At 57.9% G+C, this 13866-nt stretch carries 13 protein-coding genes; all 13 read left to right on the top strand.

Annotated elements, in window-relative coordinates; all coding sequences use genetic code 11:
* Window positions 1-5 precede the first annotated feature (5 nt).
* Entirely contained in the window at window positions 6-1841 is a 1836-nt protein-coding gene (gene aceK, locus ACO0LO_RS26190; RefSeq protein WP_422968975.1) for a bifunctional isocitrate dehydrogenase kinase/phosphatase, read from the top strand.
* Window positions 1842-1880: 39 nt separating this feature from the next.
* On the top strand, window positions 1881-3062 hold the full coding sequence (locus tag ACO0LO_RS26185; RefSeq protein WP_422968974.1) for an acetyl-CoA C-acetyltransferase: 1182 nt from the start codon (window positions 1881-1883) through the stop codon (window positions 3060-3062).
* Between the two features lie 88 nt (window positions 3063-3150).
* Window positions 3151-3819 carry an SDR family oxidoreductase gene (locus ACO0LO_RS26180; protein ID WP_422968972.1) on the top strand — a complete coding sequence of 223 codons (669 nt, stop codon included), beginning with the start codon at window positions 3151-3153 and terminating at the stop codon, window positions 3817-3819.
* A 28-nt stretch (window positions 3820-3847) separates the two neighbouring features.
* Window positions 3848-4978 carry an acyl-CoA dehydrogenase family protein gene (locus tag ACO0LO_RS26175; RefSeq protein WP_422968970.1) on the top strand — a complete coding sequence of 377 codons (1131 nt, stop codon included), beginning with the start codon at window positions 3848-3850 and terminating at the stop codon, window positions 4976-4978.
* Window positions 4979-5022: 44 nt separating this feature from the next.
* On the top strand, window positions 5023-5673 hold the full coding sequence (locus ACO0LO_RS26170) for an HAD family hydrolase (protein ID WP_422968968.1): 651 nt from the start codon (window positions 5023-5025) through the stop codon (window positions 5671-5673).
* On the top strand, window positions 5673-6074 hold the full coding sequence (locus ACO0LO_RS26165) for a YchJ family protein (protein WP_422968966.1): 402 nt from the start codon (window positions 5673-5675) through the stop codon (window positions 6072-6074). Before ACO0LO_RS26170 ends, ACO0LO_RS26165 begins: the two co-directional genes overlap by 1 nt.
* Window positions 6071-7693 (top strand): carboxyl transferase domain-containing protein, encoded by a 1623-nt coding sequence (locus ACO0LO_RS26160; RefSeq protein WP_422968964.1) that lies wholly within the window; start codon window positions 6071-6073, stop codon window positions 7691-7693. The genes ACO0LO_RS26165 and ACO0LO_RS26160 overlap by 4 nt, the downstream gene beginning before the upstream one ends.
* A gap of 150 nt (window positions 7694-7843) precedes the next feature.
* Window positions 7844-8392, top strand: coding sequence for a hypothetical protein (locus ACO0LO_RS26155; protein ID WP_422968963.1), 549 nt, complete (start codon window positions 7844-7846; stop codon window positions 8390-8392).
* Between the two features lie 8 nt (window positions 8393-8400).
* Entirely contained in the window at window positions 8401-9678 is a 1278-nt protein-coding gene (locus ACO0LO_RS26150) for a trypsin-like peptidase domain-containing protein (RefSeq protein WP_422968961.1), read from the top strand.
* 43 nt (window positions 9679-9721) lie between these two features.
* Window positions 9722-10498, top strand: coding sequence for an enoyl-CoA hydratase/isomerase family protein (locus ACO0LO_RS26145; protein WP_422968959.1), 777 nt, complete (start codon window positions 9722-9724; stop codon window positions 10496-10498).
* A 91-nt stretch (window positions 10499-10589) separates the two neighbouring features.
* Complete coding sequence (gene bioA, locus ACO0LO_RS26140) at window positions 10590-11951, top strand: adenosylmethionine--8-amino-7-oxononanoate transaminase (protein ID WP_422968957.1); 1362 nt, start codon at window positions 10590-10592, stop codon at window positions 11949-11951.
* A 2-nt stretch (window positions 11952-11953) separates the two neighbouring features.
* The gene (gene bioF, locus ACO0LO_RS26135; RefSeq protein ID WP_422969019.1) at window positions 11954-13159 is read left to right on the top strand and encodes an 8-amino-7-oxononanoate synthase; all 1206 of its coding nucleotides are present in this window, start codon (window positions 11954-11956) and stop codon (window positions 13157-13159) included.
* Complete coding sequence (gene bioD / locus ACO0LO_RS26130; protein WP_422968955.1) at window positions 13156-13863, top strand: dethiobiotin synthase; 708 nt, start codon at window positions 13156-13158, stop codon at window positions 13861-13863. Before bioF ends, bioD begins: the two co-directional genes overlap by 4 nt.
* The last annotated feature ends 3 nt before the right edge of the window (window positions 13864-13866 follow it).

The raw sequence follows: 13866 nt of genomic DNA, 5'->3' as shown, positions 1-13866 counted from the left end.
GCACAATGAGCCAAGTCGCCTTCCCCAAGTTATTGTCTTCGCAAATCGCTTTCGATATTGCGCGGACGATCATGGACGGCTTTGACAAGCATTATCGCCTGTTCCGCGCCTCCAGCCAGCGGGCCAAGCTGCATTTTGAGGCGGGCGACTGGCAGGCGGCGCAAATCGCGGCCCGCGAACGTATCAGCTTCTACGACATGCGCGTAAAGGAATGCGTGCAGATGCTGGAAGATGAATACGAACCGGCAGACCTGAGTGACGAGGTATGGCGCGAAGTCAAGCTGCACTACATGGGCCTGTTGATTGACCACCTGCAGCCTGAACTGGCCGAGACGTTTTTCAATACTGTCTGCACCAAGATGCTGCACCGGAATTACTTCCATAATGATTTTATCTTCGTGCGCCCGGCGGTATCGACCGAATATATAGAAAACAAGGACAGCGCGCCGACTTACCGCGTGTACTATCCGGCCAAGGATGGATTGAATTACACGCTGAAGCGCATTGTCACCAATTTCCAGTTGCAGACCGAATTTGCCGACCTGGACCGTGACGCGGCACTGGTCGAGCAGCGGTTTCTGGAAAGCTATGGCGCAGACAGGCCGGAACCCAATCACCAGGTGCAGGTGCTGGCAAACCTGTTCTTTCGCAACAAGGGCGCCTACATCGTCGGCAAGAGCATCAACGGTAATCGCGAACATCCTTTTGTCATCCCTATTCTGCACAACCGCAGGAAGCAGCTGGTACTCGATACGGTATTGTTCGACGCGATACAGATCACGGTGCTGTTTTCCTTTACGCGTGCCTATTTCATGATAGACATGGCGGTGCCGTCGGCCTATGTGCAATTCCTGCGCGGCATCCTGCCGAAGAAACCGCGCAGCGAAATCTATACGATACTGGGCTTGCAAAAGCATGGCAAGAATCTGTTCTACCGTGACTTCCTGCACCACCTGAAATATTCATCCGACATCATCGAAGCGGCGCCCGGCATACGCGGCTTGGTCATGCTGGTGTTTGCGCTGCCGTCCTTCCCGTATGTGTTCAAGGTGATCAAGGACAGCTTTCCGCCGCCGAAGGAAACCACGAAGGCGCTGATCAAGGAAAAATACCTGCTGGTGAAAAACCACGACAGAGTAGGGCGCATGGCCGATACGCTGGAATACTCCGACGTTGCTTTTCCGCGCACCCGTTTTTCCGAGGAATTGCTGACGGAGATCAAACACTATGCGCCGTCCGTCGTGGAAGAAGATGAAGATGAAATCGTCATCCGGCATCTGTACATAGAACGCCGCATGGTGCCGTTGAACATCTATCTGTCCGAAGCCGACAAAAGCCAGGATGACGCAGCGCTGGAGCACGGCATCGTTGAATACGGCAATGCGATCAAGGAACTGGTTGCCGCCAATATCTTTCCCGGCGACATGCTGTACAAGAATTTCGGCGTCACCCGTCATAGTCGTGTTGTGTTTTACGATTACGATGAGATTGAATACATCACGGACTGCAATTTCAGGACAATACCGGCGCCGCGCAATGAAGAAGACGAGATGGCGTCGGAACCTTGGTACCCGGTCGCCAGGAACGATGTGTTCCCGGAACAGTTTGGCACCTTCCTGCTGGGAAATATCAAGGTGCGACAATATTTCATGAAGCACCATGCGGACCTGCTGACCGCAGCTTACTGGCAGGCACGCAAGCAGCGCATACTGGACGGACATGTAGAGGATGTCTTTCCGTATCCGCAGCATCTGAGATTTGTAAACCAGGCCGCCGGCAGGCCCGGGCAGTGCACTGCGCTGTCCGAACCTGCGGTCCCTGAACTGACATGCGGCGAATAATTATCCGCCGTTTATTTTGACTACCTATGGAGAAATGTCATGAGTGATTCTATCGTTATCGTCGGTGCAGCACGTACCCCTATGGGCGCGTTCCAGGGCGATTTTTCTGCCGTTACCGCCAGCCAGCTGGGCGCAGTCGCCATCAGGGCCGCGGTTGAACGCGCCTGCATCAAGCCCGAGCAGGTTGAGGAAGTCCTGTTCGGCAACTGCCTGATGGCGGGCCAGGGCCAGGCGCCTGCGCGCCAGGCGGCGTTGGCAGCGGGTTTGCCCATGTCCACCGGCGCCGTCACTTTGTCCAAGATGTGCGGCTCCGCGATGAAAGCCACGATGATGGCCTACGATTCGTTGTCCGCACACAGCAATGACGTGATCGTTGCGGGCGGCATGGAGTCGATGACCAATGCGCCCTACCTGATTCCGAAGGCACGTGGCGGCTACCGCATCGGCCATGGCCAGATTTTCGACCACATGATGCTGGACGGCCTGGAAGACGCCTACGACAAGGGCCGCGCCATGGGCACCTTCGGCGAAGACTGCGCATCCAAATACGGCTTTACACGTGAAGACCAGGATGCCTTCGCCATGGAGTCCGTACGCCGCGCGCAGGCTGCCACTGCCGACGGTTCCTTCAAATGGGAAATCGCCCCGGTCACCGTGTCCGGCCGCAATGGCGACACCGTCATCGACAAGGATGAGGGCCCGCTGAAAGCCAAAATAGAAAAAATCCCTACGCTGAGAGCCGCGTTCAAGAAAGACGGCACGATCACCGCCGCTTCTTCCTCGTCAATTAACGACGGCGCTGCTGCGCTGGTGCTGATGCGCGAATCGACTGCCAAGGAAATGGGCAGCAAGGTCATTGCCCGCATCCTGGGCCATGCATCGCATGCGCAGGAGCCGAACTGGTTCACTACCGCACCGATAGGCGCGATAGAAAAGCTGTACAAGAAAGTTGGCTGGACGACGGCAGATGTCGACCTGTTCGAAATCAATGAAGCTTTTGCCGCGGTGCCGATGGCAGCGATGAAAGACCATAACATCCCGCACGATAAGATCAACGTGCACGGCGGTGCCTGCGCGCTCGGCCATCCTATCGGTGCATCCGGTGCGCGCATCATCGTCACGCTGATAGGCGCCTTGCAGAAGCGCGGCCTGAAACGCGGCGTGGCAGCATTGTGCATAGGCGGCGGCGAGGCGACTGCGGTGGCGATCGAACTGGCGTAAGCCATCAATGCAGCGTGCCGTGCAGCGTCTCATTCGCTGGACATGGCGGCGCGCTGCCTGAACTATTTCAAGCGAAACGGATGACATCATGCCAACAGCTTTAATCATCGGCGCCTCTCGCGGCATAGGTCAAGAACTCGCGCGTCAATACCGGCACGCAGGCTGGCGCGTTATTGCAACAGCACGCAAGCCGGAGGACCTGGCTGGACTCAGCGCCCTCGGCTGCGAAGCCTTGCCGCTGGACGTCAACACGCTCAACGACTGCGCCGGCCTGGGCTGGAAACTGGACGATGAAAAGATCGATGTCGCCATCCTGAATGCCGGCGTCTATGGTCCGCGCGCCGACGGGCTGGCGACACCGGACGAAGTGGATTTCAACCAGGTGATGCATACCAATGTGCTGGCGGCGATGCGCTTGCTGCCGATGATTGCCCCGCTGGTCGATCATGCCGACGGCAGGCTGGCCGTTATTTCATCGCGCATGGGCTCCATCAGCATGCGTGAAAGTAATGGCGGCTGGCTGTACCGGGCCAGTAAGGCAGCGCTGAATTCCGTCCTGAAGGATATTTCGCTCAGCGTCAAAAATGCGATTTGCATCGCTTTTCATCCCGGCTGGGTGCGAACTGAAATGGGTGGCGAGGGTGCCGATATTTCAGTGCAGGAGAGCGCCGAAGGAATACGCAATACGATCGCCAGCCGCAAGGCAGGCGACAATGGAAAATTTTTCAATTACGATGGCACGCCACTCAGTTGGTAGCCGTCAGCCGGTTTTTTAGAAGCTCACTATGTTACTTACGCCAGAACACGAAATGATACGCGATGCGGTGCGCGCCTTTGCCCAGGAACGCCTGGTGCCGAATGCCGCGCGCTGGGACAAGGAGCATCATTTCCCGCAGCAGGAATTGAAGGAATTGGCCCAGATGGGCGCCTATGGCGTTGCCGTGCCGGAAGAGCTGGGAGGCGCCGGCATGGATTACCTGTCGCTGGCCCTGGTGCTGGAGGAAGTGGCGGCCGGGGACGGCGGGACATCCACCGTGATCTCGGTCAACAACTGCCCGGTATGCAGCATTGCGATGATGTATGCGAATGACGTGCAGAAAAAGCAATGGCTGGCGCCGCTGGCCAAGGGCGACATGCTGGGCGCTTTTTGCCTGACCGAACCACATGTGGGCAGCGATGCCGCGGCATTGCGCACGACCGCTACACGTGACGGCGATGAGTATGTGATCAACGGTGTCAAGCAGTTCATCACCAGCGGCAAGTATGCCGACGTGGCGATTGTCATGGCAGTGACGGACAAGGCTGCCGGCAAGAAAGGCATCAGCGCTTTCTGGGTGCCGACCAGCACGCCCGGCTATATCGTCGCCCGGCTGGAAGAAAAGCTGGGCCAGCATTCTTCCGACACCGCGCAGATCCTGTTTGAGAACTGCCGCATCCCGGCAGAGAACCTGATAGGCGACGAAGGCCAGGGCTACAAGATTGCCTTGTCTGGCCTGGAAGGCGGCCGCATCGGCATCGCCGCGCAGTCGGTAGGCATGGCGCGTGCTGCGTTTGAGGCGGCGCTGGCATATGCGAAGGAGCGCACCAGCTTTGGCAAGGCTATTTTTGAACACCAGGCCGTGCAGTTCCGGCTGGCGGACATGGCGACGCAGATCGAGGCGGCGCGCCAGCTGATCTGGCATGCGGCCAGCATGAAGGACGCCGGCAAGCCCTGCCTGAAAGAAGCGGCGATGGCCAAGCTGTTCGCCTCCGAGATGGCAGAAAAAGTGTGCTCGGATGCGATCCAGATCCATGGCGGCTACGGCTACGTCAGCGATTTCCCAGTGGAGCGCATCTATCGCGACGTCAGGGTGTGCCAGATTTATGAAGGCACGTCCGACATCCAGAAAATTCTGATAGGGCGCGCGCTGGCCTGAGCCATTGCCGCCGTATGACAAGTAACACTTAACGAAGAAACTCTATGCCGCGTTTTGACCTGGTCGCATTCGATTGCGACGGCGTGCTGGTAGACAGCGAACCGATCACCATCCGTATCCTCGCGGACCTGCTCAATGAGCTGGGGTGGAAAATCTCGTATGAAGAAACGATGCATACTTTTGTGGGGCGCTCCGTCAGGGATGAAATCGCGATCATAGAGGCCAGGATAGGCGGGCCGCTGCCGCCGGATTTTCTAAGTGAATTCATTGCGCGCCGCGACCGTGGCCTGAATGAGAGCATCACGCCGATCCCGGGCATCATTGATGCAATACGGCATCTGCAAGACGGCAACATGCCGTTTTGCGTCGCCTCCGGCGCCGACCGCGCGAAGATGCATATTACGCTGGGCCGTACCGGCCTGCTGCCGCACTTTGAAGGGAAAATGTTTAGCGGCATGGAGGTGGCGCGCACCAAGCCCGCGCCGGACGTGTATCTGCAGGCCGCGCACAGCATGGGCATTGCGCCGGCGCGCTGCGTGGTGATTGAAGACACCGCTACCGGCGTGGCAGCGGGTGTTGCCGCAGGTATGACGGTATATGGTTTTGCCGCAATCGCCGATCCGCGCCTGCTGCTGGCGGCGGGGGCCACCTGTGTTTTCAGTGACATGCAGTCTCTGCCTGGCTTGGTGCTGTAATGGGCAAGACGGTTGTCGAGGCTTGTCCCTGCGGCTTGCCGGATTTTGCAAAATGCTGCGGAAGCTTCATCTCCGGCCAGCAACTGCCGGTGACGGCGGAGCAATTGATGCGCTCGCGTTATAGCGCCTATACGCTGGCTGACGAAGCTTATTTGCGCGCAAGCTGGCATGCCAGTACGCGCCCCGTGGATGCGATTGTCCACGATGACGGGGCAAAATGGCTGGGCCTGGATGTGAAACGGCATGTGCAGCACGGTGATGAAGCGACGGTGGAGTTTGTCGCGCGTTACCGGATAGACGGACGGGCGCACCGCATGCATGAAGTCAGCCGCTTCCTGAGGGAAGACGGTAAGTGGTACTACGTGGATGGAACATTTCCAGAAAAGAGCAAAGAAAAATGACAATATTAGACAGCAAACTGAACAGCCGCTCGGAAGACTTCAAGGCCAATGCCGCGGCCATGCAGGCAGTGGTGGACGACCTGAAGCAAAAGATAGAGAAAATTGCCTTGGGCGGCGGCGAAGACGCACGCAAGAAGCATCTGTCACGCGGCAAGCTGCTGCCGCGCGACCGTGTGCAGATGCTGCTGGATGCAGGCACGCCCTTCCTGGAGTTTTCGCAGCTGGCTGCGTACGACATGTATAAGGAAAAAAATGACGCCGATGCCGCGCCTTCTGCCGGAGTCATCACCGGCATAGGCCGCGTGGCGGGCCAGGAATGCGTGATCGTGTGCAATGACGCCACCGTCAAGGGCGGCACATATTATCCGATGACGGTCAAGAAGCATTTGCGCGCGCAAGAGGTTGCGGAGCAAAACAACTTGCCTTGTATCTATCTGGTGGACAGCGGCGGCGCCAACCTGCCGAACCAGGACGACGTATTCCCTGACCGCGACCATTTCGGCCGTATCTTCTACAACCAGGCCAATATGTCGGCCAAGGGAATCCCGCAGATCGCCGTCGTCATGGGGTCCTGCACCGCCGGCGGCGCCTATGTGCCGGCGATGAGCGATGAATCCATCATCGTTAAAAACCAGGGCACGATTTTCCTCGGCGGGCCGCCGCTGGTGAAAGCCGCGACCGGCGAGGTTGTCAGTGCGGAAGACCTGGGCGGCGGCGACGTGCACACGCGCCTGTCCGGCGTGGTAGACCACCTTGCGCAAAATGACATGCATGCGCTGTCGCTGGCGCGCACCATCGTCTCCAACCTGAACCGCCAGAAGCCGCAGCAGGTAGTGCTGAAAGAAATAGAAGAGCCGAAGTTTCCGGCGCAGGAATTGTATGGCGTGATCCCGGTGGATACCCGCAAACCCTTCGATGTGCGCGAAGTGATCGCGCGCGTGGTGGACGGCAGCGTATTCGACGAATTCAAGGCGCGCTACGGCACCACACTGGTCTGCGGGTTTGCGCATATCTACGGCATGCCGGTCGGCATCATTGCGAATAACGGCATCCTGTTTTCCGAGTCCGCGCTGAAGGGCGCCCACTTCATTGAGCTGTGCTGCCAGCGCAAGATCCCGCTGGTGTTCCTGCAGAACATCACCGGTTTCATGGTCGGTCGTAAATACGAGAATGAAGGCATCGCGCGTAATGGCGCCAAAATGGTGACTGCGGTAGCAACCGCCAACGTGCCCAAGTTCACCGTCATCATCGGCGGCAGCTTCGGCGCCGGCAACTACGGCATGTGCGGCCGCGCCTATTCGCCGCGCTTCATGTGGATGTGGCCGAACGCGCGCATCTCTGTCATGGGCGGCGAGCAGGCAGCCAGCGTGTTGGCAACCGTCAAGCGCGATGGCATAGAGGGCAAGGGCGGCAGCTGGTCGGCAGAAGAGGAAAACGCCTTCAAGCAACCTATCAAGGACCAGTACGAACACCAGGGCCATCCTTACTACGCCAGCGCGCGCCTGTGGGACGATGGCGTGATCGACCCGGCCGATACCCGCATGGTGCTGGGTCTGGGCTTGTCGGCGTCACTGAATGCGCCGATTCCGGATGTGAAATTTGGCGTATTCAGGATGTAAAGGTTTCGTCGAGTCTATTCTCTTCATTTGTCTTGTTATAAAGATTGAAAAGAATCCCTTTCGCAGGATATAGTCTTGCAGGCAATAAATTAACTTAATGACAAATTAATTTAAAAGGGGTTGGAACAAAATGGTGAACAAGACAAGAAGATGCTTGAAATAGCTAGTATGGGTGTCGCTGTCGTGACAGTAGCCGCATGCGCTATGGCGCCTACGTATACAGCGCCGAGCAGCGGGGACAAGGCGGAGCTGATCGTAAGGATGCGTATAGGAGCGGACGAGCATTTTTCCTTGGAAGTTTATGACGATGCTCAGGCATGCAAAGGAAGAAAAAAAGTTCTGGCCAGTGGCGACACGGGGCAAAGCATAGTCACTTCTCTTCGGGCAAATGCGTTAAGTACAGTGAATTTCTATGAGTCCAGAGGAAATAGTCAATGCGATATGTACGGTTCGTTTTTTCCAAAGGCGAATCGCTCTTATGTACTGGATACCTTGATGGCTGGGGGAAGCTGCTTAATGCGAGTGATGGACGTAACAAACCCTAAAGCACCGCGGCCTGAGCCTGTGGTACGCAGAAAAAAAGAGGCTACGGGATGCACCCCCTTGAGTCAGGATGAAGTCGCCACACTGGAGGCCGCCAATCCCGTTTCAGCGAGGCCGACAATGGATGACTTTAAGAGCCTGTTGCCAAAGAAATGAAGGTAAGAATGAAATCACCCTTCTCCTTCAGGGCAGCTGTCCTATTTATAGCGATGGCAACTGGCTCAGTCAGTTTCGCATGGGCGTTGTCACCGGACCGGTTTTATGCCGCGACCGTTGCTAGCATATGGTTAATAGATACCTTTGATACTCATGGCAAGCCACTAAGTCTCGGTAGCGCGGTAGCAATAGGCCCGGAAACGCTTTTAACGAATTGTCATGTGCTGGCCAAGGCTGGTGCGTTTGTAGTCAAACAAGGAAGCCGAAGCGTGTCGGCTCGTTTGCAATATATTGATGTGGATCGCGATATGTGCCAAATTGTTGCGCCTAATCTGGCGGCTCCTGCGGTGCCGATAGGCAATAGCGATCGGCTGGTCATAGGTCAAAAAGTGTTTACTATCGGTACTCCCCGCGGTTTGGAGCAAACCTTGAGTGATGGCTTAATTTCCTCGTTGCGCAAGGATGCAAGTCAGCACCTCATGTTCATACAGATTTCGGCTCCTATTTCACATGGTTCGAGTGGTGGCGGCTTGTTTGATGAAGATGGCAAGCTGATTGGGATTACTACGGCAGGCTTTGAAAATGGCCAAAATCTGAATCTGGCGATTCCGATTAACTGGCTGCGCGATTTGCCTGCACGCAGCGCCGCGGCAGTGGATAAATATCAGTCACAGCCTGCGGCCGCGACTGCGAGCGGAGTTGTTGCATCGAATCCCGGAACGGTGAGCGCCGTTTCTCCTGTTCCCGTTAGGGTTGGTGCAAAGCCAGAGGCATCTTCGGCGTTGCCGCCGGTCAGCCGTCCAGTAGCGGCCCCTCCAAAAATTGCAGCAATTTCTCCGTCCTTGCCAGCAGTAGTGCCTCCGGCGGCTGCCGTTCCGAGTCCTGTGTCACCTGCGCCCGCCGCATCAGTGCGCCCGCCCGCGTCAGTTGCAAGTGTCACACCATCTTCTGTAATTCCGCCGTCTGCTCCGGGAGAGTCGACTGCAAATGAACCAGCCTCTCTGCCACCGCCAGCCTCCGGTTATGCCGATATCAGCGATATTGGCAAGCTTGACCAGTTTGGCGAACGCAAGGCATATAGCTCTTTTCTTGAGCGCAGATTTCCACGCGCGTTTGCAATTGCGGAAGGCGGCGGCTCTTGGATATCGAATGGCAAAGCTCCGAATCCTGCTTCTGCGCCGGAGCCCTACATCAGAGTTGTGGCCGACTGTGAAAAATATTATAAGCGGCGTTGTCATTTATATGCGGTGGACGGTGTGGTTGTCTACAAAGTCTCAAAAAGCTGAATGCAAAGTTTTATCTTTAAAAATTTAAATGACCGAGAACATCATGATTTCCCTGACTGTTTCTATTAGTGAAATGTATATTGCAACTGTGACAATGAATCGTCCGGAAGTGCGCAATGCCTTTAACGAAACGACAATCTCAGAGTTGACGCAGGCATTCCGCGATCTGGGGACCGATCCCGCCATTCGTGCTATTGTACTGGCCGCAAACGGCCCCGCTTTCTGTGCCGGCGCGGATCTGAACTGGATGAAGAAAATGGCCGCTTACACGCACGCGGAGAATTTGGCGGATGCCGGTCAATTGGCGGAGATGTTGCGTGTTATCTACATTTGCCCGAAGCCGGTCGTCGCCAAAATCCAAGGAGACTGCTATGCCGGCGGCATGGGACTGGCAGCTGCCTGCGATATTGCGGTAGCGGCAGACAGCGTGACCTTCTGCCTGAGTGAAGTCAAGCTGGGCCTGATACCGGCAACCATTTCGCCTTATGTCATCAAGGCCATGGGCGAAAGCGCGGCGCGCCGGTATTTCCTGACGGCCGAGCGGTTTTCTGCCGCAGAAGCATTGCGTATGGGTTTCGTGCATGAGATAACTACTGCTGGCGGCCTGGATGACAAGGTCGGTGACATCGTCAAGGCGTTAGTGGGCAACAGCCCGAATGCCGTGAAACAGGCCAAGCAGCTGGTGCAGGAGGTGGGCGGACGTGAAATTACGCCGCAGCTGATCGCCTCTACCGTGGAAGGCATTGCGCACATCCGCGCGTCGGAAGAAGGCAAGGAGGGTGTGCGTTCCTTCCTGGAAAAACGCAAGCCCAACTGGTAGCAGTAGTGGCCATCGTAACGGCATGTCCGCAAAGGGTGCGTCGCCCCCTTGCTGAGTTCTACCGTATGCGCGGCGGGAAATAGCCGCTGGTATGCAAAGAGAGTCTGGAGTTGGTTTGGAATCGAATAAAGCAAATGATTGGGTAGCACGCAGCTTGCGTAGCGTCTGGCATCCTTGTACGCAAATGCAGCATCATGAAAGCATGCCGCTGATCCCGGTCAGCCATGGCCGCGGAGCCTGGTTGTACGATGTAGACGGCAAACGCTATCTGGACGCCATCAGTTCCTGGTGGGTCAACCTGTTCGGTCATGCCAATCCGCGTATCAACGCGGCACTGAAAGACCAGTTGGACAAGCTGGAACATGCCATGCTGGCCGGTTTCACGCACGAGCCGGTGATTACGCTGTCCGAGAAACTGGCTGCGCTGACAGGCGGCGTGCTCGGCCACTGCTTCTATGCATCCGATGGTGCCTCCGCAGTGGAAATCGCGCTGAAGATGAGTTTCCACGCGTGGCGCAATAACGGCCAGACTGACAAGCAGGAATTTATCTGCCTGCAAGGCAGCTACCACGGTGAGACCATCGGTGCACTGGCCGTGACCGACGTCGCGTTGTTCCGCGATGCCTACGGCCCCTTGTTGAGGCAGGCGCATGTTGTCGCCAGTCCGGACGCGCGGCAGGCTCAGGAGGGAGAAACCGCTGCCGACGTCGCGCGCCGCGCGGCGGCCGATCTGGAAGCCAAGCTGCAGCAGCGCGCTGGCAAGATCGCCGCGGTCATCATCGAACCGCTGGTGCAATGTGCGACGGGTATTGCGATGCACGATCCCGAATACCTGAAGCTGGTGCGCGCGTTATGCGACCGCTACGAGGTGCATATGATTGCCGACGAAATTGCAGTCGGCTGCGGCCGCACCGGTAGTTTCTTCGCCTGTGAGCAGGCCGGCATCTGGCCCGACTTCGTCTGCCTGTCCAAAGGCATCAGCGGTGGCTATCTGCCGCTATCGCTGGTGATGACGCGAGAAAGTATTTACCAGGCGTTTTACGACAGCGACATCCGCCGCGGCTTCCTGCATTCGCACTCCTATACCGGCAATCCGCTGGCCTGCCGTGCGGCACTGGCTACACTGGACATTTTTGAACAGGACGATGTGCTGAACCGCAACCGCGTGACCGCACAAAAACTGAATGCGGCGTTCGCACCGCTGGCAACACATCAGAAGGTCAGCCATTTTCGCCAGCGTGGCATGATCCTGGCTTTTGACGCGGTCGTGGACGATGTGGACAAGGCCTCCAGTTTTTCGCGCCGCTTCTTCACAGCGGCGCTGGACAATGAACTGTTGATGCGGCCTATAGGCCGCAGCGTCTACCTGATGCCGCCCTACATTATCGATGATGAAGAAGTAGCGGGTCTTGCACAGCGCACCCTTAAAGTATTTGAACAGGTGATCGCATGAGCATGCATTTGCTGGACAAGCTGGAAACGGAGCTTGATGCCTTGAGCGCAAAAAGCCTGCGCCGCCGCCGCCGTGTGGCCGAAAGCGGCTGCGCGCCGCGCGTGCAGGTAGACGGCAAACCGATGCTGGCCTTTTGCAGCAACGACTACCTCGGCCTGGCATCGCATCCGCGCGTGGCGGAAGCCTTGCGCGAGGGCGCTAGCCTGTACGGCGCCGGCAGCGGCGCATCACACCTGATCAGCGGCCACGGCCGCGCGCATGCGCAACTGGAAGAGCGGCTGGCGGATTTCATGTCCCCTCATCTGGAATCGGCACGCGCGCTGTATTTCTGCACCGGCTATATGGCCAACCTGGCCGTCATTACCGCACTGGCCGCCGGCAACAGCGCGGCGGGCGCGGCAGGCAGCACCGAGATTTTCTCGGAAGCGCTAAACCATGCGTCGCTGATCGACGGCGCCCGGCTGTCGCGCAGCAAGGTACATGTCTATCCGCACGGCGACGTGGCCGCGCTGGAGCAGATGCTATTGGCCAGCAATGCAGAAACCAAGCTGGTCGTCACCGACAGTGTATTCAGCATGGACGGCAATCTTGCACCGTTGCCGGCATTGCTGGCCTTGTGCGAGAAATATCAGGCGTGGCTGGTAGTGGATGACGCACATGGCTTCGGCATGCTGGGCGAACATGGTCGCGGCGCGCTGGAACACTTCAATCTCAGTTCACCCTATCTCGTCTACATGGGAACCCTGAGCAAAGCTGCCGGCGTCGGCGGTGCTTTCGTTGCCGCCCATGCGACGGTCATCGACTGGCTGGTGCAAAAAGCCAGGCCCTATATCTATACAACAGCCGCCGCCCCTGCGCTGGCGCATGCGCTGCTCACCAGCGTGGACATCATCAGCGGCCATGAGGGCCACCAGCGCCGCATCCAGGTGCAGCGTCTTATCGCGAGGCTGCAGCAGGGGCTGCAATTGACACGCTGGCAACTGATGCCTTCGGCGACGGCGATACAGCCGATACTGATAGGCGATAATGCGGAGGCGATGCGCGCCGCCGCCAGCCTGTACGAGCAGGGTTTCTGGGTGCCTGCCATCAGGCCGCCGACGGTGCCGGTCGGCACGTCGCGCCTGAGGGTCACCTTGTCCGCCGCACATACGACACTGGACGTGGATCAACTGATCACCGCCGTCAATGCACTGGAGACAGCCGAATGACACAAGACTCTGCACATCCGTCCATGTTACGATTTTCCTGCTTTGTCACCGGCACCGATACCGAGATAGGCAAGACCCTGGTGTCGTCGGCGCTGTTACATGCATTGGGGCAACGCGGCCTGCGCAGTGTGGGAATGAAACCGGTTGCCGCCGGCGCCAGCCTGCAGGGCGGCGAGTGGCACAACGAGGATGTGGACATGCTGAATGCCGCATCCAGCGTAAAATTGCCGGTGGCGCTGGTATCGCCCTACCTGATGCGCACGCCGGCGGCGCCGCATATTGTCGCGGTGCACGAGCAGGTCAGCATCTCCGGCGCGCACATCCTCGATTGCTATGCACAGCTGGCTCGGCAGGCAGAGGCTGTCGTGGTAGAGGGCGTGGGCGGGTTCTGCGTGCCGCTGACCGATGACCTGGATACCGCAGACCTGGCGCAGCAGTTTGCGCTGCCTGTCATCCTCGTGGTCGGCATGCGCCTCGGGTGTCTGAGCCATGCCTTGCTGACAGTGGAAGCGATCGCTGCGCGCGGCCTGACGCTGGCTGGCTGGGTGGCCAACACCGTCGATGCCGATATGCAGTATGCCGAAGAGAATTTGCAAGCGCTGTCCCGCCGTATCGCTGCGCCCTTGCTGGGGCATATACCCCGTTTGTCCGAGCCGACATCCGCGGCCGCAGCGTCTTACCTGAATTTAAATTTGTTGATGTAAAGG

The sequence above is a fragment of the Undibacterium sp. TJN25 genome (assembly GCF_049339885.1).
Taxonomy (GTDB): domain Bacteria; phylum Pseudomonadota; class Gammaproteobacteria; order Burkholderiales; family Burkholderiaceae_D; genus Undibacterium.
The sequence above is the reverse complement of the archived record's forward strand: the minus strand, read 5'-3'. Positions and strand labels throughout refer to the sequence as shown.